Source organism: Pseudomonas sp. R3-52-08, from assembly GCF_003851745.1.
GTDB lineage: Bacteria > Pseudomonadota > Gammaproteobacteria > Pseudomonadales > Pseudomonadaceae > Aquipseudomonas.
Map to the genome: position 1 here is coordinate 3,781,091 of NZ_CP027730.1, position 20,696 is coordinate 3,801,786.

Here is a 20,696-nt window from a genome sequence, read left to right on the forward strand (position 1 = left end):
TTGACCGCATTCCACTACAATGCCCTCCATTCATTCCCGGGGGGCTTCATGGACATCGAACTGGCACGCACCTTCCTCGAAATCACCCGCTGCGGCAGCCTGGCCGCGGCGGCGGAGAAATTGCACGTCACCCAGACCGCCATCACCGCACGGGTGAAAAACCTGGAAAACCAGCTGGGCAGTACGCTGTTCGTGCGCAATCGCGCCGGGGCCAGGCTGACCGCCGATGGCGAGGCCTTCGTGGTGTACGCCAACCAGCTGCTGCAAACCTGGGAAGCGGCACGCCGTGACCTGCCGTTGCCCGATGGCTATCGCAATGTGCTGCATATCGGCGGCGAAGTCAGCCTGTGCAACCCGTTGATGCTCGGCTGGGCCAAGGCGCTGCGCGAGCGGATACCGGGGCACGCGCTGCGTACTGAAGTGCGTGAAGGCGAGTACCTGTTGCGCCAGTTGGAACTGGGGGTGCTCGACGCCGCGCTGGTGTTCCAGCCGCAGTACTGGCCGGGCTTGCAGGTGGAGCAGGTGCTGGAAGAAAAACTGATCCTGGTGCAACTGGCGAGCAAGCCCGAGCCCTACGTGTATATCGATTGGGGCCCAGGCTTTCGCCAGCAGCACGACGCCGCCCTGCCCGACCGGGCGCGCGCGGCGGTGAGTTTCAACCTGGGGCCGCTGGCGTTGCAGTACATCCTCGAGAACGGCGGCGCCGGGTACTTCCGCACGCGGGTGGTGCAGAGTTACCTGGACAGCGGCGTGATGCAGCGCGTGGCCAAGGCGCCGGAGTTCAGTTTTCCGACTTACCTGGTGTACTCGCGGGCACGGGACTCGGCGGTGCTGCAGCAGGCGCTGGGGTTGCTGCGCGAGGTGGTCAAGGCCGAAGGTGATTGGTCACAACGTTGGGATCCGCTGATTTGAAGCACCCTGCCCCTGCGCGCATGCTAGCCTGCGGGTGTTTCCTCTCGCAGCCTTACCGATGAACAAGAAAAAGTCCGTCACCATCAGCGACATCGCCAAACGGGTGGGCATGACCACCATCACCGTGTCCCGGGCGCTGAGCAAACCTGACCTGGTCAAACCCGCCACCCTGGCGCGCATTCTGGAAGTGGCGCGCGAGCTCGACTACGTGCCCAACGCCTTCGCGCGCGGGCTCAAGCGCAGTGAGAGCCTGATCATCGGTGTGATCACCGCGTCGGTGGACAACCCGTTCTACAGCGAGATGATCAAGGCGATTTCCCGCGAAGCGAAAAAACACGGCTACACCATCATGCTGGTGGACACCGATGAGCTGGAAGAACTGGAAAGCAAGGCCGTCGATACCCTGCTGGGGTATCGCGTGGCAGGGATCATCCTGTCGCCGGTCTCCGATGAGCCGAGTTACCAGCCCGACTATCTCGAGCGCCTGGGCAACGGCAAGACGCCGGTGGTGCTGCTTGACCGCACGCTGCATGACAGCCCATTCAGCCGCGTGGTGCTCGACAACTACCACAGCGGCATCCAGGCCGCGCAGTACCTGTTGCGCCAAACCCCGAACCTTGAGCGCCTGCTGGTGCTGACCGGCCCCGAGCACTCGCGCATCACCGTGGAACGCCTCAAGGGCTTGCGCGAAGTGCTCGCCGAACATCCCCAGGTGCAGGTCGAAGTGCAGGCTGGGGACTACACGTTGATGCCGGCTTACCTGCACACCCTCGACTACCTCGCCGCGCACTCGGCGCCGGACGCGATCATGGGTTTCAACCAGTTGATCACCCTCGGCGCCCTGCGTGCGCTGCGCATGCACAACATCGCCCACGACAGCCTGACCATCTGCGGCATCGACCGCCTGCCCTTCGCCGACATTTTCGGTGTGCCCATCGCCTGTGTGGCCCACGACGCATCCCTGGCTGGCAGCAGCGCGGTGCGCCTGCTGCTCGATCGCCTGCAAGACCCGCACAAACCACGGGACAAGGTGGTTATCGCCGGGCAGCTGGAGAACGGCTAGCGGCTGGTATAGCCGCCATCGATGGGCAGGCTCACGCCGCTGATCATACTGGCGGCATCGCTGAGCAGGAACAGCACGGGCAACGCCACTTCCACGGTTTGCGCAAAACGGCCGAGGGGAATGGCAGCCAGCGCCGGATCGCGCTTGGCCGGATCCGACCAGGCCATGGTCGCCATCGGCGTGAGCGTGACGGTGGGGTTGACGCTGTTGACGCGAATGCCGAAGCGGCCCCATTCAGCGCACTGCACGCGGGTGATCGCATCCAGCGCGGCCTTGGAGGCGCAGTAGCCGAGGTGATCATCCAGGGCCACCAGCGAGGCTTGGCTGGACACGTTGACGATACTGCCGGCGATGCTCGCCTCGATCATCCTCGCCGCGACACGGCTGGCCACCTGCGCAGCGGCGCGGGCGTTGACGTTCATCACCTGGTCGAAGGCCGCAGCGCTGACGGAAACGGCGGGCTCCAGGCGCGAAATGCCGGCGCAGTTGACCAGGCCGTGCAGCGGCGGCAGGCCTTGCAACGCTTTATCGAGGGCCGCGCTGTCGGCGATATCCAGGCTCAAGGTATGGCAACCCAGTTCGGCCAAGGCTTGAGCATCGCGGCCCAGGGCGAATACTTCAGCGCCGCTGAGGATGAGCTGCCGGGCGATCTCGCGACCGATGCCACTGCTGGCGCCGGTGACGAGGATGCGGTGACGGGTGAAGTCAAAGCTGGCCTGCATAAATGAATTCCCAAAATAATGAAGAACCCCTGTGGGAGGGGGCTTGCTCCCGATGAGGGCGTGTCAGCCAATGCAGCTGTGACTGACCCACCGCCATCGGGGGCAAGCCCCCTCCCACATTTGGATGGTGTTGAATCAGGTGGGGCCGAGGTGCAAAGCTGGCCTGCATAAATGAAATTCCGAAAACAACGAAGATCCCCTGTGGGAGGGGGCTTGCTCCCGATGAGGGTGTGTCAGCCACTGCTGCTGTGACTGACCCACCGCTATCGGGAGCAAGCCCCCTCCCACATTTTTGGGCGGTGTTGGCTCAGGTGGCTTGCAGGTTGTGCATGATCGGTTTCAGGGCTGGGTACAGCTTTAGATATTCGGTAAACCCCTGGTCGTAGATCACGACGTTCTCGCGCTTGGGCTGTGCGCGCAGCGTCAACTGCACCCAGCCCTTGTCCATCTGCCCATCACTGACCATCCCCACCGTATGCGCCGCCAACAATGCAGCCCCGAGCGCTGCTTCGACTTCCTGGACAAGGGTGTACACCGGGTAGCGCGTCACATCCGCGATGATCTGCATCCACAGATCCGAATGGCTCGCACCGCCCACCACGATCAAACGCGGGTCAAGGGAATGCGCGCCCTGGGTGCCGGCTTCGATGTTGTGGCGCAGGGCAAAACTCACCCCTTCGAGCACGGCGCGGTACAGGTGCAGGCGCGTGTGATACAGGTTCAACCCGACAAAACTGCCACTGGCGCGGTCATCCCATACCGGGCTGCGCTCCCCCATCAGGTACGGCAGGAACAACAAGCCCTCGCTGCCCGCCGGGATCGTCATCGCGCCCTGTTCCAGCAGCGCCAGGCTGTCCTGGCCGGTGGCCTGGGCCTGTTGCTCCTCGGCCTGGCAGAACTGCTCGCGAAACCAGCTGACCGACGCCCCGGCGGTGATCGCGCCCCCGAAGATGTACAGGTCGCGATGGCCGTTATAGACATGGGGCATGCTCACCAACCCGTGGTGCGCGTCGACCTGCTGGTTGAGGTAGCCCCAGCACATGCTGGTGCCGATCATCGCCACATGGTTGCCCGGTTGGGTGACGCCTGCGGCCAGGGTCGCCATGGCCGCATCCACGCCACCGGCGAGCACCGGCGTGCCTGCCTGCAAGCCCAGGCGGGCGGCCCAGTCTTCCAGCAGACCGCCCACCACTTCACCGGAATACACCAACCGTTCCGGCATCATCGATTGCGCGATGCCCAGCGCATCGAGCATCTCGCCCGACCAATTGCGCGCAGCCACATCATAGACACCGCCGATATTGCCGGCGCTGCTGTGGTCCACCGCCAGCGCGCCGGTCAGGCACCAGTTGATGTAGCTGTTGGGCGGCAGCAAATAGTGCGTATTGGCCCACACCTCAGGCCGATACTGCTTGAGCCAGAGCATCTTGGTGAAGCCGTAGTAACTGTCCACCGAATTCCCGGTGACCGCGAACAGCCGCTCCAGGTCCATGTGCTCACGCACCCACTGCACCTGCTCGCCAGCGCGCCGGTCCATCCAGATCAGGCACGGGTGCAACGGGGTGATCTGCGCATCCACCGCGATCCCCGAACCGCCATACAGGCTGCTGATGCACAGCGCTTTTACCTGCGCCTTCTCCACACCGGCCTTGACCATGCACTGCGCCACGCATGCCTCGACCGCCGCCAACCAGACCTGCGGCCATTGCTCGGCCCAGCGCACTTTCGGGGTATCCACGCGATACCCCTGGCTGTGCTGGGCGATGAGCGTGCCGTGGGCATCCACCAGCAGCGCCTTGGTGCTCTGGGTTCCGATATCGACCCCGATCACGTAGTCCATGGTCAGAGCACCGGCTTCAACAAGACCTTGATCGACTTCGTGGAATTGGCCAGCTCGAAGGCTTCGGCAAAGTCATCCAGCGGGAAGTCATGGGTCACGATGCCCTGGGAAGTGACCAGGCCGCGTTCGAACAGGTCGATGGCGATCGGGTAGCAATACGGGCCGAGGTGGGCGCCGCGCACGTCCAGCTCCTTGCGGTCGCCGATGATCGACCAGTCCACGCTGGTCTCGGCGCCGAACACGCTGAACTCGACGAAACGCCCGAGCTTGCGGATCAGGTCCAGGCCCTGGGTGACGCCGGCCGGTACGCCGGTGGTCTCGATGTACACGTCGCAGCCGTATTTATCAGTAAGGCCGTTGATGATCTCGCGGGCGTTGTCGCGGGACGGATTGATCACCACATCGGCACCGAACTTCTTCGCCAACGCCAGGCGCTCGTCGACCATGTCGATCACCACCAGTTTCTTCGGCGTCTTCAGCGCCGCCACCTGCACCATGCACAGGCCCAGGGTACCGGCGCCGGCAATCACCACCACGTCATCGAGCTGAATATCGCCACGGTTGACCGTGTGGATCGAGCAGGCCATCGGCTCGACCAGCGCCGAGTCTTCCAGCGACACCGACTCGGGAATCCAGTGCACGATGGCGGTCTTGGGAATGCGCATGTACTGCGCCATGCCGCCCTCGGCGACTTCACGCTGGAAGCCGAAGATGTTGTGCACTTCGCACATCCAGTACTTGCCCGACTTGCAGAAACGGCACTTGGCACACGGCACGATCTGCTCGGCGATTACCTTGTCCCCCACCGCCACTTCGAAGTGTTCCTCGGCGCCCTCGCCCGCCTCCACCACATAGCCGAAAAACTCGTGGCCCGGCACCACCGGCGCCTTGACCCACGGGTTGTCGCCACCCCAGAACATCGCAGCGCCGGAATGGCACTTGCAGTCGCTGGCGCAGATACCGCACGCGGCGATACGGATCACCAGTTCATTGGCGCGCGCCCGGGGTTTGCCGATGCGCTCCAGGCGGTAGTCTTTCGGGCCGTGGCAGACGACGGCTTGCATCTCTGTGTGCTTGTCCATGGTGTTCGTCCTATGTGGATCAGTGTTTATCGATGGCGCTGACGGCTGATAAAGATCGCCAGCAAAATGATTGCGCCCTTGATCACGCTCTGCACGTAAGGCGAGACGCCGAGCATGTTCAGGCCGTTGTTCAATACGCCGAGCAGCATGGCGCCCAGCAGCGTGCCGACGATCACTCCGCGCCCACCGGCAATCGATGCCCCGCCCAGTACCACGGCGGCAATCGCATCCAGCTCGAACGACACGCCGGCATTCGGCTGGCCGCTCATCAAGCGCGACGTCAGCACCAGCCCGGCAATCGCGGCGGTGAGGCCGCTGATGCCGTACACCAGCAACTTGAAGCGCGCCGCCCGCACCCCGGACAAGCGCACCGCCTCTTCATTGCCGCCGATGGCGTAGATGTAGCGACCGATGCGCGTGTGCTGCAGCAGCACATAAGCCGCCAGGTAGGTGAGCAGCATGATCAGGATCGGCACCTGGATGCCCCACACGCTGGCGCGGCCGAAGAAGGCGAACCACTCCGGCAGCCCGGAAATCGGGTAGCCGTCGGTGTACATCAGCCCGAACCCACGGGCGATGCCCATGGTTGCCAGGGTCACGATGATCGGCGGCATATGCAGGTAGGCCACGAACAGGCCGTTGCCGATGCCGAACGCCACCCCCACCAGCATCCCCGCGCCGATGGCCAGGCCCGGCGGCACACCCGCGACCATCAAGCCGGCCGTGAGCGTGCCGGACAACGCCATCACCGGCCCCACCGACAGATCGATGCCGCCGGTGAGAATCACGCAGGTCATGCCCACCGCGATAATCGCGTTGATCGATACCTGACGGGCGATGTTCGACAGGTTGCTGGCGGTGAGAAAGGTGTCGCTGGCCAGGATCATCACCAGGGTCACCACCACCAGCCCGACGAAGGGATAAAACGCCGGCGAGCGCAGCAGCCGTGCCAGGTTCAGGCGCAACCGGCCGCTGCCTGCAAGGTTAATGGACGTATTCACTGGAGCCCCCTGTTGCATGGCGCATGACCTCTTGAGGATTGACGGCGGACGCTTCCAGCACCTTGACGATCGCGCCCTTGTGGAACACCGCGACGCGGTCGCACATGCCGATGACTTCGGGCAGCTCGGAGGAAATCATGATGATCGCGTAGCCCTGTTCGGTCAGGCTGCGCATCAGCGCGTAGATCTGCGCCTTGGCCCCTACATCGATGCCACGGGTGGGTTCGTCGAACACCAGCACGTCGCAGTGGTGGTTGATCCAGCGGGCGATCACGACTTTCTGCTGGTTGCCGCCGCTGAGGTTGAACACTCGGCTTTCAGCGCTGGGCGCCTTGATCGATAGCTGGCGCATCAGGGCTTCGACGCTGGCACATTCCCTGGCCTTGTCGATCAGGCCCGTGGCGTTCTGGTATTTGGGCAGGTTATTCAGCGAGATATTTTCGCGAATGCTGAAGTCGGTGATCAGCCCTTCGCTCTTGCGGCTCTCCGGCAGCAGGCCGATGCCATGGGCAAGTGCCTGGGCCGGGTCGTCGAGGCTGACCTTTGCGCCGCGCAGCCAAACGTCTTTGCTCACCGAGGGCAGCGCGCCCATCATGCCCAGGGCCAGCTCGGTGCGGCCGGAACCGACGAGGCCGGCAAAGCCGAGAATCTCACCCTGGTGCAGGTTGAAGCGGTTGTGCGGGCCATTACGCACCAGCTGAATGTCCTTCACCTCTAGCAGCAAAGGCCCGCGCTCGGTGGTGGGTTTGGGCGGGAAACTGCAGGCCAGGCGGCGGCCGACCATCATCTCGACCAAGCGGTCGATGTCGCTGTCGGCCACATCGGTGACCCCCACGTTAGCGCCGTCGCGCAGCACGCTGATGCGGTCGCACACCTGGAAAATTTCTTCCAGATGGTGCGAGATAAAGATCACCGCCACGCCCTGGCGCTTGAGCTCGCGCATGATCTCGAACAGCAACTCGGCTTCGCTGGGGGTCAGCGTCGCGGTGGGTTCATCGAGCACCAGCAAGCGCGCGTCCAGGGCCAGGGCCTTGGCGATTTCGACGAACTGCTGCTCGGCCACGCTCAGGTGCTTGACCGCGCAATCAAAGTTGATCGACACACCCAGGCGCTTGAACAGCGCTTCGCAGGCCTCACGCATGTCGCGCTTGCGCAACAGGCCGAAGCGGTTGCTCAGCTCATGGCCGAGAAAGATGTTTTCCACGGCCGTGAGGTAGGGAATCAGGCTGAACTCCTGGAACACGATGCCGATGCCGGCGGCAATCGCGTCCCGGTAGGTCGCGAATTGCCGGGCCTGGCCGTCGATCAGGATCTGCCCTTCATCTTGATGCTCGACGCCGCCGAGGATTTTCATCAGGGTGGATTTGCCCGCGCCATTTTCCCCGAGCAACGCGTGGATTTCGCCGCGCTCCACTTGCAGGTTGATGGACGTGAGGGCTTGTACCCCCGGGTAACGCTTACAGATATTTTCCAGCTTCAGAAGACTGCTCATACCACCGACCTCGCATTCAGAAGGACAACCCGAGCCCCACGGCGGGCGTGGGGCGCGGGCGATTTACCAGCTGAAGTCCTTGGCCTTGGCCTGGTCGATCAAGGTGATGTCCACCGGCAGCGTGGCGGGCACTTGCGCGCCCCACTTCCTGGCCAGGGCAATGCCCAGGGCAAGGCGGATCTGGTCGCGCGGGTATTGGGCCGAGGTGGCGATGAACTTGCTGCCGGGTTTCTGGATCGCCTTGATCGCTTCCGGCGCGCCGTCGACGCTGACCAGCTTCACATCCAGGCCGCTGGCCTCGATGGCCGACAGCGCACCGAGGGAGCCGTTGTCGTTCACGCTGAAAATGCCCTTGAGGGTGGGCTGGGCCTGCAACATGTTTTCGGTGACGGTCAGCGCCTGGTCACGTTCCTGCTTGCCGTTCTGGATGCTGACAATCTTGATCTGCGGGTGCTTGGCCACCGCCTCCTTGCAACCGCGCACACGTTCCAGGATCGGCACCACGGCGATGCCGTCGAGGATGGCGATGTTGCCTTTGTCACCGATATTTTTGGCCAGGTATTCGCAGGCCTGGAAACCGGCGTCGTAGTTTTTCGAGCCGACGAAGGAATCCAGCGGGCCATCGGCCTGGGCGTCTACCGCCACCACGACCACACCGGCGGCATGGGCAGACTTGACCGCCGATTGCACGCCCACCGAGTCGGTCGGGTTGATCAGCAGGATATCGATGCCTTTTTGCAGCATGTCTTCGACATCGCTGACTTGCTTGGACACGTCATGGCGGGCGTCGGTGATGATCAGCTTCGCACCGATGCTCGCGCCGGCTTCTTCCAGGGCGTTTTTCATGGTGACGAAATAAGGATTGTTGATTTCCTGGAACGAAGCGCCGATGCGGATCGGTTTGGCGGCCTCGGCAAAAACGGAGGAAACGCTGCCCAGGGTGATGCTGGCAGCCAGTAAACACAGGGTTTTCGGGAGCATTTTCATGGCGTGGTTCTCTGTTTTGTTTTTATTTTTAGAGCAAATGTTATCGTTAACATTTTGCGAGAAGCTAGCAAGTAAATCAGACCTGCGCAAGCCTTTGCTGGTCGGCAGCAATCAAAATGTGGGAGGGGGCTGATCGTTCCCACGCTCTGCGTGGGAATGCCTTCTGCGACGCTCCGCGTCGCGCCAACCGCTGCACGTTTCGGCTACCGCGCACAGGTGACGCAGAGCGTCACGGGCTGCATTCCCACGCGGGAGCGTGGGAACGATCTATACACACGAAGCAAAAAAAGGGGCAGCCCCTGGAGGCTGCCCCTTCTGTTTCACATCACGCTGTCAAGGGATGATGGTCTGGGTGCAGATATGCCCCAGGCTGACGTATGGCTTGCTATCACCGCCGACGCCCACGCCGGGGAACTCGGCCAGTTCGATGCGCCAGCCACCCTCGTTGTAGGTGGTTCTCCACCGGTACGGCACACCGGTGCTGCTGTCGTTGATCACCGTGGTGTAATCACCGAAGCAGGTGCCGATATTGGCCGTGGCCGTGGACGCACCGGCGCTGTTGGTGGTCGCCGGGTAGTCAACCCAGTGGAAGTTCAGGTCAACGAAGTGGTTGTCCACGCGCAACACCGGGGTGACGCCCAGCAGCGGCGCGCCGGTGGAGTCCGACCACTGGGTCGACCAATTCAACAGCCGCGCGGTTTGGGTGGCCAGCGGAGCCTCGCTGACCGGCACCCGCACGATGTTGTCACCCTTCACATCAAACGTCTTCAGGCTCGGCGTGGAACCCAGGCTCAACTGGTAATACTTGCTCGGGTCCTGCGCCACCGCCGGGTTGGCCCGCACCCGCACCTTCACCGTGGTGCCCGGCGCGACGCTCGGGTAGGTCGAGGTGGAACCCGCTGGCACGGTGATCCAATTGGCACCATCGAAGCGATCGAAGATCCACTGCTCACGGCTGCCGTTCTCGTCGCCCGCCAAGTACATGCTCACGCTTTGGCCACGGACCGCCTTGAAGTCGAAATAATCGACGTCGCCGGCATTGTCGAGGTTACCGCTGAGCTTGTTCATCGAGTCCGGCAAGACGAACGCGGTTTGCGCGCTGTCGTTGGGCTCAAACGCGTCCACGTTGCTGTCCACCGCCACGCCGAAACTGAACTGCGCGTTATCGGCGACATTGGCCACCATGTACCAGTAATAATCACCGGCCGGCAGTACACCGTTGAGGTATTCATCGGCATTGCCCGCGGCATCCGAAGTCCCCACCACACTCAGGTTGCCCTGGCCGTCGTCCTGAAACAGGGTCAGCGCCATATCCGCGCCTGCGCTCTGGTTGACCAGTTGTACCTGCACTCGCGCGTTTTGCGGCAGGTTGAAGTGGTAGGCAAATTCGTTACCGGCCTGCACTCCATCGACGGTGTAGAGCGTGTTGATATCCAGGGTTGGGAACAGCGGCTCAAACGCTGCAACCGCCGCGTTTTTCAACTCGCTTTGCGCCGGTTTCTTCAGCTCACCGACCACGCTGTCGAACGGCGCGGACTTGAGGGCTTTGGTCACTGCCTTGGATTGGCCGGACTTGGCCACCGACAGTTTCTTTTTGAGTTGCGGCGAGACCTGCGAGGCGTCCAGCTTGCCGCCGGACTTGAGCGCTTTGTTCGCGGCCTGCTTGACCGCTTCGGCACTGAGTGTCCGAGGCGCTTGATCAGCGAGGGAGAAGGCCGAGACGAAGCAGGAGGCCATCACGGCCGCACTTAGCATAAGGGCTTTTTTCGATTTCATTTTTTTATCCATCCATAGTTAAAAAATTGAAGCTCAGGTGAGCGGTGACATCCGGTCACCTGGGATGGACTATAGGAAGATACTGTTTATATGTACAGTATTTTCTCAATTTTTTGTCGGTCATGTCGGAGCAAGCCCGATGAAAAATCCTAGTACCCGGTCATCTCCAAATACCCCACCCCACCGTCGAACTTCACCGGCCCTTCCCAATAGGGAATTCCCAGGTTCATCCACGCCTTCGGGTTGACGGCTTCGGTAGTGATATCCAGGTGTTTGCCGGGAATTTTCAGCGACCAGCGCGTGGGGATATTGCGCCCCTCGATCTGGGTGGTGGTCAGCGGCGCCAGTTGGATATCGGCGTTATGCAAGGTCTCGGTACGGCCTTGCGCATCGATCCAGGTGCCGGTGAGGTAGCCGCCACCGTCCTTCTGCCGCACGCGAAACAGCATCAGGTGTTCGCCTCGGTCCAGGTGCAGGGAGAACCAGTCCCAACCGGTCTGGTTCGCGGCCAGTGGCTGGCTGCTCCATTCGCGGTCGAGCCAGGCGGGGCCGCTGACCTGGTAGGTCTGCCCGTCGATACTGAGGCTGCCGTTAGCGCTGAAGAACGGCTGGCTGTAGTAGTAGGACGCCTGGCCCTGGTCGGATTTGCGGCTGTAGCCGTTGTCGCCTTGCAGCACCAGCGGGCGGCTGGAGGTCAGCTGCAGGTCGTAGGCGAACTGCGCGCCATGGGCCTTGAGTTGCATGGCGGCCAACGGGTTGGCGGCGCCAGGGCGGGTGGCGAAGGTCCAGTCGTCGATCCAGGCACTGAAGGGCTGCGCCTGCGCCCCGGCCTGGCCGACGCCACCCCGGGCGAAGCGCTCGGCGGCATAGTGCCGGGTGGCGGAGGTGACAGCGGCATGGCCGAGCCAGATCGTGGGGTCGCGCCAGCCCGCTTGCGTCGGCCCCGCTTTCACGGCATTGCGAAACAGCGTCCATTGCACGCCGAAGGCATTGCCTTGGGCGTCCTTGAGGTTGGCGGTGACGTACCACCATTCAATGCGAAAGCCCGGATGGGGGCCGTGGTCTTCGGGGAAGGTGAAGACCTTGCCGGGCAGCACTTGGACAAAGTCTGCCGCATCGCTGCCCAGACCGGCAAAGCTCTCCTGGGGCGCCGGCGCCTGGTCGCAGGCGCTCAGCAGCAGCAACACCGCCCACCCCAACGCTTTAATCTTCATGGGCAAAGGTCCTCAACAAATCCGCCGGGCGGCTGCGATACAGCTGCCACAACGGCCAGGCCGAGGCGAGCAAGGTGGCAAGCATCGCCAGCCCCATCAATTGCGCCAACTGCCACGGGAACACCTGCAACGGCAGGCGCCAGCCAAAGGCTTGCACGTTGATCACCGCATCCAGGCACCACGCCAGCAGCAGCCCCAACGGCAACGCCAGTACCAGGGTGAGTACCGCCAGCAGCCAGGTCTGGCCGAGGTTGAGCAGCATCAGTTGGCGCCGCGTCACCCCCAGGGCCCACAGCGGCGCCAGTTGGCCGAGGCGGCTCTGACTCTGGGTCAGCAGGCTGATGAACAACGCCACACCGGCCACGCCGAGGGTCAGGCTGTTCAACGCGGCGGTGGCGGCGAAGGTGCGTTCGAAGACCTGGCTGGACCAGCCCTTGAGTTGCTGTTGATCGACGATGCGGCTGTCTTCCAGGGCGAATTCACGCTGCACTTCACGTATCAGCGGCTGCACGTCCTGGGGCGCCACGCGCAAGTTGAAACGCACCGGTGACAGGCTCGGCCAATGCGCCAACAGGTGCTTGACGTTGACCAGCAGATGGCCCTTGGGGTTGCCGTAATCGGCGTAGATCCCGACGATTGTCGGCGCCCATGGGCCCTGGGGCGTGGGGACTTGTACCGTGTCGCCCAGTCGTACGTTCAAGCGTCGCGCCAATTGCTCGCTGAGCATCACGCTGTCGTCCTGCAGCAAGCGGTCCCAGGGCTTACTCGCCGCCTCCAGCAACGGCCAGTGCTGGCGATAGGTGGGGTCGTCGACCACGCCAAACACCTCCGCCGGCCAGCCTTGCAGCTGCACCGCGACCTGCCAGCTGGGCAGCACCGCCCGCACCAGCGGTTGTTGCGCCAGCCACGCATGCAGGTGCTGCGCCTGGGCCGGATTTTGCGGGTTGAGGTACAGCTCGGCAGTGAGGCGCTGCTCCAGCCAATTGTTGAACGTGCTGCGAAAACCCGAGGTCATCGAGCCTGCACCGATATTCGCCGCCAGGGCCAACAGCAACGCCATCAATGCCAGGCTCAAGGCCGGCAGTTGCTGGCGGCAATCGGCCAGGAACCATTGGCCCAGCACCGAACGGCTGCGCCCCAGCACGCCCTTCAACAGCGCATTGAGCAGTACCGGCAAGCCGAGTGCGGCGCCCAGCAGCAAGGCCGCCATCAGTACGAACCCGGCGGCCAGGCTGTTGCCCCAGACCAGCGCCAGCAAGGCGATGAGCAGGGCCGCGGCCGCCACCCAGCCCTGGCGCCGCAACCAACGCCCATGGGCCTCATGCCAGGCCTGGGCGTTGGCCAGCGCCAGCAGCGGCAAGCGTGCCGCACGCCACAGGCTGCTGGCCCCGGCGAGCAACGCACCGAGCAGGCTCAAGCCCAGGCCAGCCAGCCACCACCACGGGCTCAAGCTCAGTTGGCCGGCGACTTCGGCACCGTACAGGCCGCGCAAGCTGGCCGCGACATCCGGCAGCAACAGGCTGGCGAGCAGGTAACCGCTGGCCACACCGAGCACGCCGCCGAGCAACGCGAGGAACCCCAGCTCAACGCCCAGGCTCAGGATCAGCATGCGTGCGCTGACCCCGCAGGCGCGCAGGGTGCGCAGCAGGCCCCGGCGTTGCTCCAGGGCCAGGCCGATGGCCGCGTGCACGATGAACAGCCCCACCACAAAGGACAAAAAGCCCAAGGCGTCGAGGTTCAGGTGAAAGCTTTCGGTGAGGCGCGAGAGGTTATTGTCGTCGCCCTGTTTGAGTTGCAGCCCGGCGGGCGGCGTGGGATGACCGGCGGCGAAGCGGTTGTCCAGGAGCAGGCGCGACAGCCGCCCGTGCATGTCGAGCAAGGGTTGGGCAAAGCCGATGTCGGTGAGCAGCATGCCGGGGGCCATGTCCGGCTGCACCTGCAACGGCGGCAGGCGTTGCCCGTTAGCCGTCAGTGGTTGTTCGCCTGGGCGCAAGCCAAGGGCCTGCAAGGTTTGCGCGGCAATCCAGGTGCGCCCCGGCGCCTCGAAAAACGCGAGCATCTGTGCCTGGCTCAAGCGCTGCCCCGCTACGCTGCCGCTGCCGGGCAATGATACCGGCTCGATGCCCATCAACTGCAGGCGCTGTTCTTCATGCCCTTTGAGCACTACCCGCCCCTGCACCACCGGTGACACCGGCCATCCGGCACGGCGCAGTTCGGCGAACAACGCCTGCGGGAAGCCGGCACCGTCCGGCGCACTCAGGCTGGCTTGCGGTGCGCCGCCGATTAACTGGCTGGCGCGCGCGTAGCCGTCGCGCGCCTGGCTGTTGAGGGCCTGCACCCCGGTCAATAACGCGGTGGCCAGCCACAGGCCGGTCAGCACGCTGAAAAACTGCACCGGGTGGCGCCGCCAATGGCTCAACAGCGCCCGCAGCGCCCAATGGAACACCGCCATCTCAGCGCGGGTCCATCGGCACGACGCGGCCGTGTTGCAGCACCACCTGCCGATCCAGGCGCGCGGCGAGACGCGGGCTGTGCGTGACCATCAACAGGCTGGTGGGGCTGTCGCGCAGCAGGTCGAGCAGCAGTTGCAGCACCTCATCGCTGGTGGTTTCGTCCAGGTTGCCGGTGGGCTCGTCGGCCAATAGCAGGCCGGGGCGCGACGCCAGTGCGCGCCCCACTGCCACCCGCTGTTGCTGGCCGCCCGAGAGCTGCTCCGGGTAACGCTTGAGCAGCTCGCCCAGCCCCAGGCGCTCCACCAACTGCGCCTGCCACTGCGGATCGAAACGCCCAGCCAGGCGCGCCTGGAACGCCAGGTTGTCCTCGACGCGCAAACTGCCGATCAGATTGAACTGCTGGAACACCAGGCCGATTTCGGTACGTCGCCAATGGGCCAGTTGCCCTTCGTTGAGGCGATCGAGGCGCTGGCCGCCGATCAGGATGCTGCCGCCATCCACGCGGTCGAGCCCGGCCACCAGGTGCAGCAACGTGCTTTTGCCACTGCCCGACTCGCCCATCAGCGCCAGGCTGCTGCGCGCCCCCAGGTGCAGATCGACGCCTGCCAGTACGGCCAGCGGGCCTTGAGGGGTCGCGTAATGTTTAACAACACCTTCTACCTGCAACATCACCAACACTCGGGTTAAGGACTGCAAACGAGAATAACGGCTGCGGGGCCTTTCTACGCAATTTTTTCACATTGATTTCACCGCTTGCCCACTCCAAACACTTTAAATTCCCCACCCAAGCATGATTAACCTAACACTTCAAAGTTAATCAAAACGGTGTTTCTTAATATCCACATGTTCAGCTAAAAGACAGCAGCCGTATGACAGGCTTTTGCTCCACCAAGGGCGTCTGCCGTATTAGTTGCGCCTGTCTTTTAACAATAAACAATCACTCGTGCCAATGGTGAACTGCGTGGCAGACATTACCCTGACCAAACCCCCACGGGCCAGGTTAAAGCGCCTGAAGAAATTCCGCGTGCCAGTAGCAAGTATCATTGTGTTCGCACTGCTCTTGACCGGTTTTGTATTCTGGCCACGCTCACCGCAAGATCTGGGCATCGGCAACCGCCTGGTCACCTCCGGGGTGCTGGCCAGCTGGCGCAACGGCGACCTAGTCGTGCTGGTGCGCCACGAAGAGCGCTGCGACCGCTCGCACAATCCCTGCTACGGGCCCGCAGACGGCCTGACGGTCAATGGCACGCAACGCGCGGCCAACCTGGGCATAGCCTTTGAAACACTGGGCATGGAGCGCACCGACGTGCTCAGCAGCCCCACCACGCGCACTGCGCAGACGTCGCTGTTCATGTTCGGCAAGACCGAGCTGTCCCCTGGCCCCCTCGCCATCTGCGGTGATGCCATGGGCGAAGAGATCCTCAGCCATAAACAGGCGGATCGCAACCTGATGCTGATCACCCATAGCGCCTGCATGAGTGACTTCCAAGCCGCACTCGGCTACCCCCATGCGCAAGCCGCCGAGTATGGCAGCGCACTCTTCGTGCAGGTATTGCCCAACGGCACACTCAAAGCAATCGGCACGATGAAAATCCAGGAATGGGCCGCCGCGCTGAAGCAACTTTAAATACACTTTTTTACATATTGCCCAGTAGTGCGTTCAGCAAGACGACAGCCTGCGTCTGGCATTTTAAGTGCGCCTGTTAGTTCAGGACGCCCTAACTTCCCAATGAATTAGTGACCCTCTTAATGCCTGACGTCTTTAACTGTTCAAACTTCGCACGCACGACTGAACGCCATGGCGTGACACGGTCATGAGCCGATTGCAGCCCTTGCCGGTATTCTTGCTTGGCCTGGTCATTTTCTTCGTGCTGCCGTTGGGTTTGCACGGCTTATGGATCCCGGATGAAACCCGCTATGCCCAGGTCAGCCAGGAAATGCTGATGAGCGGCAACTGGGTGGCGCCGCACTTCATGGGGGTGCGTTATTTCGAGAAGCCAGCTGCGGGTTATTGGTTGATCGCCCTGGGCCAGGCGGTGTTTGGCGAGAACCTGTTCGGCGTGCGTATCGCCTCGGTCCTGACCACAGCGCTGAGTGTGCTGTTGGCCTACGTGATTGCACGCCGCCTGTGGAACGAGCCGCGTAAAAGCTTCGCCTGCGCTCTGCTGTACATGAGCTTCGGCCTGGTGGCCGGGCAAGCGGGCTATTCCAACCTCGATCCGCAATTCACGTTCTGGGTCAACCTGAGCCTGGTCGCGCTTTGGTTTGCGCTCGACAGCGCCACCCCACGCAGTCGCCTGGGTGCCTGGGCTTTACTGGGGCTGGCCTGCGGCGTGGGCTTCATGACCAAGGGCTTTCTGGCGTGGCTGCTGCCGGTGCTGATCGCCGTGCCCTACCTGGCCTGGCAACGTCGCGTCGGCGAGTTACTGCGGTACGGCCCTTTGGCGATCCTGGTCGCGGTGTTGGTCTGCTCGCCCTGGGCGTTGGCGATTCATGTGCAGGAACCGGATTACTGGCGCTTCTTTTTCTGGCACGAACACATCCGCCGCTTCGCCTCGGACACGGCGCAGCATGCGCGGCCGTTCTGGTTTTTCCTGCCGATCATGGTGGTGGCGTGCCTGCCCTGGTCAGCCCTGTTGCCCGTTACCCTGCTCAAGGCCTGGAAAGACAAACGTCAGCCCGCCATTGCCTTTCTCGCCCTGTGGCTGTTGCTGCCCCTGGGTTTTTTCAGCCTGAGCAGCGGCAAGCTGCCGACCTACATCATGCCGTGCCTGTTACCTTTGGCGCTGCTGATGGGCCATGCCTTGATCGACCTGATCAACCAACACAAGCCCCGTGCGATCTTCATCAACGGCGCGCTCAACTTCATCCTCGGCATGGCGGCCATGGTCACGCTGATTTACCTGCAGATCGCCAACCCGATCTACAGCAACAGCCACGCCGAGATGTTCAGCCTGTCCCTGACCTTTATCGTGCTGCTCGGCTGGATCCTGGCCAACCTGCTGCAAGCAATGCGCCCGTTGACCTTATGGGCGACGCCGGCCCTGGGTATCGGCCTGCTGGTGGCGCTGCTGCCGGCGGGCATGCCACACCTCATCGCGGCGAACGAAATGCCCGACCAGTTCGTGCTTGAACATCTGGATGAACTGCAACACACCCATGCTTTGCTGAGCAATGAACTGGGCTCGGCGTCTGCCCTTGCGTGGCGCCTGCGCCGGCCGGACGTGGCGTTCTACAACACCGCGGGCGAACTGCGCTACGGCCTGGACTACCCGGCTTCGCAGCCGCGCAAGGTCACCTTGGACAGCGTTCAGTCCTGGTTGATCGAGGCCCGCCGCCAAGGTTCGGTCGGCGTGCTGATGCGCGTCATGAGCACCAGCGAACACCTTGAGGAAGGCCAACTGCCGCCCGGTGGCAAGCGCTACCGCAAAGGCGACCTGGTACTGACGATTTACCCCCAACAACCTTGATAGCCTTTACAGGAACAGCCCAATGCGCTTGTGGAAAACCGAACGTGGCGCCCTGGCTTTATTGCTGGGTGTCTCGGCCTTGCTCCTGCTGCTGGGCCTGGGCAGTCGCGAGCTGTGGGGGCCGGAGACACGCTGGGCGAACATCGCCCTGCAGATGCTGCAAAGCGGTGACTACTTCGATCCGTACCTGAAGGGCACGCCCTATTACGACAAACCCCTGCCCTCCTACTGGCTGATCACCGGCTTCGCCAACCTGATGGGTGGCCTTGGCCCCTGGTCACTGCGCCTGTCCTCGGTGATCGCGGCCTGGCTGAGCATCTGGCTGGTGTACTTGATCGGCGAACAGCTGTTTCGCAAAGGCACCGGGCTGATCGCCGGCTGGATGCTCGCCACCACCTTCTACTTCCTGTTCTGGGCCCGCGTGGCCACGGCCGATGTGCTGACCGTGTGCGGCGTGCTGGCGGCGGTCTGGTGGTACTGGCGCGGGCCGGACGACACTCGCCTGGGCCGCTATACCGTATTTTTCCTGCTGCTGGCGGCCACGTCGCTGTTCAAGGGTCTGATCGGGTTCGTGCTGCCGGGACTCGCGCTGTTGCCGCACCTGCTCAGCGAACACCGCTACAAACGCCACCTCAACCTGCGGCTGGTACTGGCCCTGCTCATCGCCGGCGGGTTCTACGCCATTCCCTTCGGACTGTCCCACCTCTACGGCGCCCCCACCTACGGCGAGAGCGGCCTGGAATTGGTGTTTCGCGAAAACGTGGTGCGCTTCTTCGACCCCTTCGACCATATGGGCCCGATCTACACCTACCTGATCTACCTGCCGGTCTACACCCTGCCGTGGGCGCCATGCTGGATGCTCGGCGCGTGGCTCGCTCTGCGTCACTGGCACCGCACGCCGCCCAACGTACGCTGGCTGCTGTGGAGCCTGGGCCTGTTGTTCATATTCTTCACCGCCAGCGGCAGCCGACGCAGTTACTACGTACTGCCCCTGGTGCCCTTCGCCCAATTACTCGCCGCCTGGTGGCTGAGCGAGCACCTGCGCCAACACCCGGCCCGTTGGCCGCGCTGGCAAACAGGCTTCGGCCTCGCCGCAGGCTTGATGGTGTTGGTGCTGGGCGTGATCTACCCCTGGACCACGCGCAACGGCGGCGTGACCCGCTTCGCCGAGAACGTCCAAGCCCAGGCGGTGAAGAGCGCGCCCTGGAACCATTGGCAACTGGTACTGGTGGAAGTCGACAACAAGTTGCCGATGTACCTGCAGAACGGCGGCAAACCGTTCTACTACGTGAGCGAAACCCAAGACTTCCCGCGCCAGGGCGACAGCGCCGCGTTCATGGCCTGGCTGGAAAAGACCAGCGGCCAGGGGTTTGATCCAAGGCACACGATTATCGTCGCGCAGTACTCCAAGGAAGATCCGACGCCACTGGCGTTTCTGGGGGCGGATCACCAGGTGGTCACGACGCAACCGGATAATGGGGAGCGGTTGTTTCAGAAGCGCTCGGGGGGGAGTGTGGCGTTTATTCCTGCTGGGCATTGAGACGTGGCCAACGCATAAGCGAGCACGGCCACTGTGGGGTCACACAATAAAAGACCGGGCCGCTTCGCGCCCCAGCGGGAGCAAGCTCCCTCGCCACAGGGGACCGAGAGGTGTCAGGGCTGCCTGCGATCGTTCCCACGCTCCGCGCGGGAATGCAGCCCGTGACGCTCTGCGTCACCTGTAGGCAGTAGCGGTTGGCGAGACGCGGAGCGTCCCAGGAGGCGTTACCACGCAGAGCGTGGGAACGATCCCCTGTCGTTCACCCGCTGAAACATTTTCAAAGGGCCAGCAAGCCACATCTCTTTAAATTGCAGGACGTTTCCGAGACAATCCCCGCCGCCTTGTGCCGGTTGGAATCGGTGGCTAGTCTGCGGCCTATCACTGCTCATCAGTGATCGGGTTTAGTCGCTCGAATCTTCCAACACGGCATGGCCCTCCATGAGTTTTATGGTGGCTGTGCGTAGGGCACCTCCGGGTGCGCCGGATATTTCGTGTTGGGCCGGTCGACTAACCTGCGTACAGCCGCCACCCTCGTTTAGTCGCGACGGGTGTCGACTCCTCATCCAACACGGAGTTACACCATGAACAAAGCCCTACCCGATCCACCCCTCGATCCCGCCAAAGACCGTGCCGCGTTCAACCGTGCCATCGACCATTACCTGCCCACCCAAGGATTCCACAGCGTCAACGAAGACCTGAGCTTCGAAGATGCGCTGCTCTACACCGCCAGCTTGCTCGACAGCGCTTCGGCGACGGCGTTGGATTGCGGCGAGCTGCTTAGCAGCCCCGAGCGGGCGAAGATTCTGGCGGTGTGGCACTTGCTGGAGATTGCCAAAACAACCGTGGATCGCTCTATCGAGTGCATGAAGCCTTCGAAAACGGCCTGATATGCAATATTTTCGTCGGCTGTCAGGCCGCCATCGGAGGCAAGCCCCAATGCCAGTCAGTTAAGGCTTTTTTGTAGGAACGAGCTTGCTCGCGAAGAACTCAGGGCCCCCGCGTTTATTCAGAATGAACGCGTTGCCTGGCCGTTTTTCGCGAGCAAGCTCGCTCCTACAGTGGCATTGGGGCAAGTCCCCACAGTTGGATCGTGGAGTCTCAGTTGGATACCCGGCGGTTATCAAGCCCACCCGCCAAGGCGATC

The 20,696-nt window shown here is 62.9% G+C and carries 17 protein-coding genes; 7 read left to right on the forward strand and 10 right to left on the reverse strand.

Features of this window, described 5'->3' with window-relative positions:
• The first annotated feature begins 48 nt into the window (after positions 1–48).
• Entirely contained in the window at positions 49–912 is an 864-nt protein-coding gene (locus C4J91_RS17220; RefSeq protein ID WP_124363441.1) for a LysR family transcriptional regulator, read from the forward strand.
• A gap of 58 nt (positions 913–970) precedes the next feature.
• Entirely contained in the window at positions 971–1,975 is a 1,005-nt protein-coding gene (locus C4J91_RS17225) for a LacI family DNA-binding transcriptional regulator (RefSeq protein ID WP_124363442.1), read from the forward strand.
• Here the strand turns inward: C4J91_RS17225 and C4J91_RS17230 are convergent.
• The 6 genes from C4J91_RS17230 to C4J91_RS17255 all read right to left on the reverse strand — a co-directional run bounded on the left by C4J91_RS17230 (position 1,972) and on the right by C4J91_RS17255 (position 9,099).
• Positions 1,972–2,697, reverse strand: coding sequence for an SDR family oxidoreductase (locus C4J91_RS17230; RefSeq protein WP_124363443.1), 726 nt, complete (start codon positions 2,695–2,697; stop codon positions 1,972–1,974). The genes C4J91_RS17225 and C4J91_RS17230 overlap by 4 nt on opposite strands.
• A gap of 307 nt (positions 2,698–3,004) precedes the next feature.
• A complete protein-coding gene (locus tag C4J91_RS17235; RefSeq protein ID WP_124363444.1) occupies positions 3,005–4,537 on the reverse strand; it encodes an FGGY-family carbohydrate kinase in 1,533 nt (510 codons plus the stop codon).
• Positions 4,538–4,539: 2 nt separating this feature from the next.
• Positions 4,540–5,619 carry an alcohol dehydrogenase catalytic domain-containing protein gene (locus C4J91_RS17240; RefSeq protein WP_124363445.1) on the reverse strand — a complete coding sequence of 360 codons (1,080 nt, stop codon included), beginning with the start codon at positions 5,617–5,619 and terminating at the stop codon, positions 4,540–4,542.
• Between the two features lie 26 nt (positions 5,620–5,645).
• Positions 5,646–6,638 carry an ABC transporter permease gene (locus C4J91_RS17245; protein WP_124363446.1) on the reverse strand — a complete coding sequence of 331 codons (993 nt, stop codon included), beginning with the start codon at positions 6,636–6,638 and terminating at the stop codon, positions 5,646–5,648.
• The gene (locus C4J91_RS17250) at positions 6,604–8,112 is read right to left on the reverse strand and encodes a sugar ABC transporter ATP-binding protein (RefSeq protein WP_124363447.1); all 1,509 of its coding nucleotides are present in this window, start codon (positions 8,110–8,112) and stop codon (positions 6,604–6,606) included. The genes C4J91_RS17245 and C4J91_RS17250 overlap by 35 nt, the downstream gene beginning before the upstream one ends.
• A gap of 63 nt (positions 8,113–8,175) precedes the next feature.
• Positions 8,176–9,099 (reverse strand): substrate-binding domain-containing protein, encoded by a 924-nt coding sequence (locus tag C4J91_RS17255; RefSeq protein WP_124363448.1) that lies wholly within the window; start codon positions 9,097–9,099, stop codon positions 8,176–8,178.
• Here C4J91_RS17255 and C4J91_RS27835 point away from each other — a divergent pair.
• Entirely contained in the window at positions 9,098–9,232 is a 135-nt protein-coding gene (locus C4J91_RS27835) for a hypothetical protein (protein WP_256681597.1), read from the forward strand. The two genes, C4J91_RS17255 and C4J91_RS27835, sit on opposite strands and share 2 nt — an antisense overlap.
• Before the next feature lie 200 nt (positions 9,233–9,432).
• Here the strand turns inward: C4J91_RS27835 and C4J91_RS17260 are convergent, their stop codons facing one another.
• The 4 genes from C4J91_RS17260 to C4J91_RS17275 all read right to left on the reverse strand — a co-directional run bounded on the left by C4J91_RS17260 (position 9,433) and on the right by C4J91_RS17275 (position 15,211).
• Positions 9,433–10,875 (reverse strand): hypothetical protein, encoded by a 1,443-nt coding sequence (locus C4J91_RS17260; protein WP_124363449.1) that lies wholly within the window; start codon positions 10,873–10,875, stop codon positions 9,433–9,435.
• Positions 10,876–11,024: 149 nt separating this feature from the next.
• Positions 11,025–12,089 (reverse strand): lipocalin-like domain-containing protein, encoded by a 1,065-nt coding sequence (locus tag C4J91_RS17265; RefSeq protein ID WP_124363450.1) that lies wholly within the window; start codon positions 12,087–12,089, stop codon positions 11,025–11,027.
• Entirely contained in the window at positions 12,079–14,541 is a 2,463-nt protein-coding gene (locus C4J91_RS17270; protein ID WP_124363451.1) for an FtsX-like permease family protein, read from the reverse strand. Before C4J91_RS17270 ends, C4J91_RS17265 begins: the two co-directional genes overlap by 11 nt.
• A gap of 1 nt (position 14,542) precedes the next feature.
• Positions 14,543–15,211, reverse strand: coding sequence for an ABC transporter ATP-binding protein (locus C4J91_RS17275; protein ID WP_124363452.1), 669 nt, complete (start codon positions 15,209–15,211; stop codon positions 14,543–14,545).
• A gap of 280 nt (positions 15,212–15,491) precedes the next feature.
• Here C4J91_RS17275 and C4J91_RS17280 point away from each other — a divergent pair, with 280 nt between their 5' ends.
• From C4J91_RS17280 to C4J91_RS17295, 4 genes are all read left to right on the forward strand, one after another.
• Complete coding sequence (locus tag C4J91_RS17280; protein ID WP_177412855.1) at positions 15,492–16,169, forward strand: histidine phosphatase family protein; 678 nt, start codon at positions 15,492–15,494, stop codon at positions 16,167–16,169.
• A gap of 187 nt (positions 16,170–16,356) precedes the next feature.
• Positions 16,357–18,012, forward strand: coding sequence for a lipid IV(A) 4-amino-4-deoxy-L-arabinosyltransferase (gene arnT / locus C4J91_RS17285; RefSeq protein ID WP_124363454.1), 1,656 nt, complete (start codon positions 16,357–16,359; stop codon positions 18,010–18,012).
• A gap of 22 nt (positions 18,013–18,034) precedes the next feature.
• Positions 18,035–19,552, forward strand: a complete 1,518-nt coding sequence (locus C4J91_RS17290) for a glycosyltransferase family 39 protein (protein ID WP_124363455.1) — start codon at positions 18,035–18,037, stop codon at positions 19,550–19,552.
• Between the two features lie 581 nt (positions 19,553–20,133).
• Positions 20,134–20,439: a DUF6124 family protein gene (locus C4J91_RS17295; protein WP_124363456.1), complete on the forward strand. Its 306-nt coding sequence runs from the start codon at positions 20,134–20,136 to the stop codon at positions 20,437–20,439.
• Positions 20,440–20,696 lie beyond the last annotated feature (257 nt).

What these genes read in the sequence shown, in the direction of transcription:
- C4J91_RS17265 (WP_124363450.1), bottom strand. Translation starts at nt 12,089, where the DNA reads ATGAAGATTAAAGCGTTGGGGTGGGCGGTGTTGCTGCTGCTGAGCGCC.
- C4J91_RS17255 (WP_124363448.1), bottom strand. Translation starts at nt 9,099, where the DNA reads ATGAAAATGCTCCCGAAAACCCTGTGTTTACTGGCTGCCAGCATCACC.
- C4J91_RS17225 (WP_124363442.1), top strand. Translation starts at nt 971, where the DNA reads ATGAACAAGAAAAAGTCCGTCACCATCAGCGACATCGCCAAACGGGTG.
- C4J91_RS27835 (WP_256681597.1), top strand. Translation starts at nt 9,098, where the DNA reads ATGGCGTGGTTCTCTGTTTTGTTTTTATTTTTAGAGCAAATGTTATCG.
- C4J91_RS17295 (WP_124363456.1), top strand. Translation starts at nt 20,134, where the DNA reads ATGAACAAAGCCCTACCCGATCCACCCCTCGATCCCGCCAAAGACCGT.
- C4J91_RS17270 (WP_124363451.1), bottom strand. Translation starts at nt 14,541, where the DNA reads ATGGCGGTGTTCCATTGGGCGCTGCGGGCGCTGTTGAGCCATTGGCGG.
- C4J91_RS17250 (WP_124363447.1), bottom strand. Translation starts at nt 8,112, where the DNA reads ATGAGCAGTCTTCTGAAGCTGGAAAATATCTGTAAGCGTTACCCGGGG.
- C4J91_RS17240 (WP_124363445.1), bottom strand. Translation starts at nt 5,619, where the DNA reads ATGGACAAGCACACAGAGATGCAAGCCGTCGTCTGCCACGGCCCGAAA.
- C4J91_RS17275 (WP_124363452.1), bottom strand. Translation starts at nt 15,211, where the DNA reads ATGTTGCAGGTAGAAGGTGTTGTTAAACATTACGCGACCCCTCAAGGC.
- C4J91_RS17220 (WP_124363441.1), top strand. Translation starts at nt 49, where the DNA reads ATGGACATCGAACTGGCACGCACCTTCCTCGAAATCACCCGCTGCGGC.
- C4J91_RS17290 (WP_124363455.1), top strand. Translation starts at nt 18,035, where the DNA reads ATGCGCTTGTGGAAAACCGAACGTGGCGCCCTGGCTTTATTGCTGGGT.
- C4J91_RS17280 (WP_177412855.1), top strand. Translation starts at nt 15,492, where the DNA reads ATGGTGAACTGCGTGGCAGACATTACCCTGACCAAACCCCCACGGGCC.
- C4J91_RS17230 (WP_124363443.1), bottom strand. Translation starts at nt 2,697, where the DNA reads ATGCAGGCCAGCTTTGACTTCACCCGTCACCGCATCCTCGTCACCGGC.
- C4J91_RS17260 (WP_124363449.1), bottom strand. Translation starts at nt 10,875, where the DNA reads ATGAAATCGAAAAAAGCCCTTATGCTAAGTGCGGCCGTGATGGCCTCC.
- C4J91_RS17235 (WP_124363444.1), bottom strand. Translation starts at nt 4,537, where the DNA reads ATGGACTACGTGATCGGGGTCGATATCGGAACCCAGAGCACCAAGGCG.
- arnT (WP_124363454.1), top strand. Translation starts at nt 16,357, where the DNA reads ATGAGCCGATTGCAGCCCTTGCCGGTATTCTTGCTTGGCCTGGTCATT.
- C4J91_RS17245 (WP_124363446.1), bottom strand. Translation starts at nt 6,638, where the DNA reads ATGCAACAGGGGGCTCCAGTGAATACGTCCATTAACCTTGCAGGCAGC.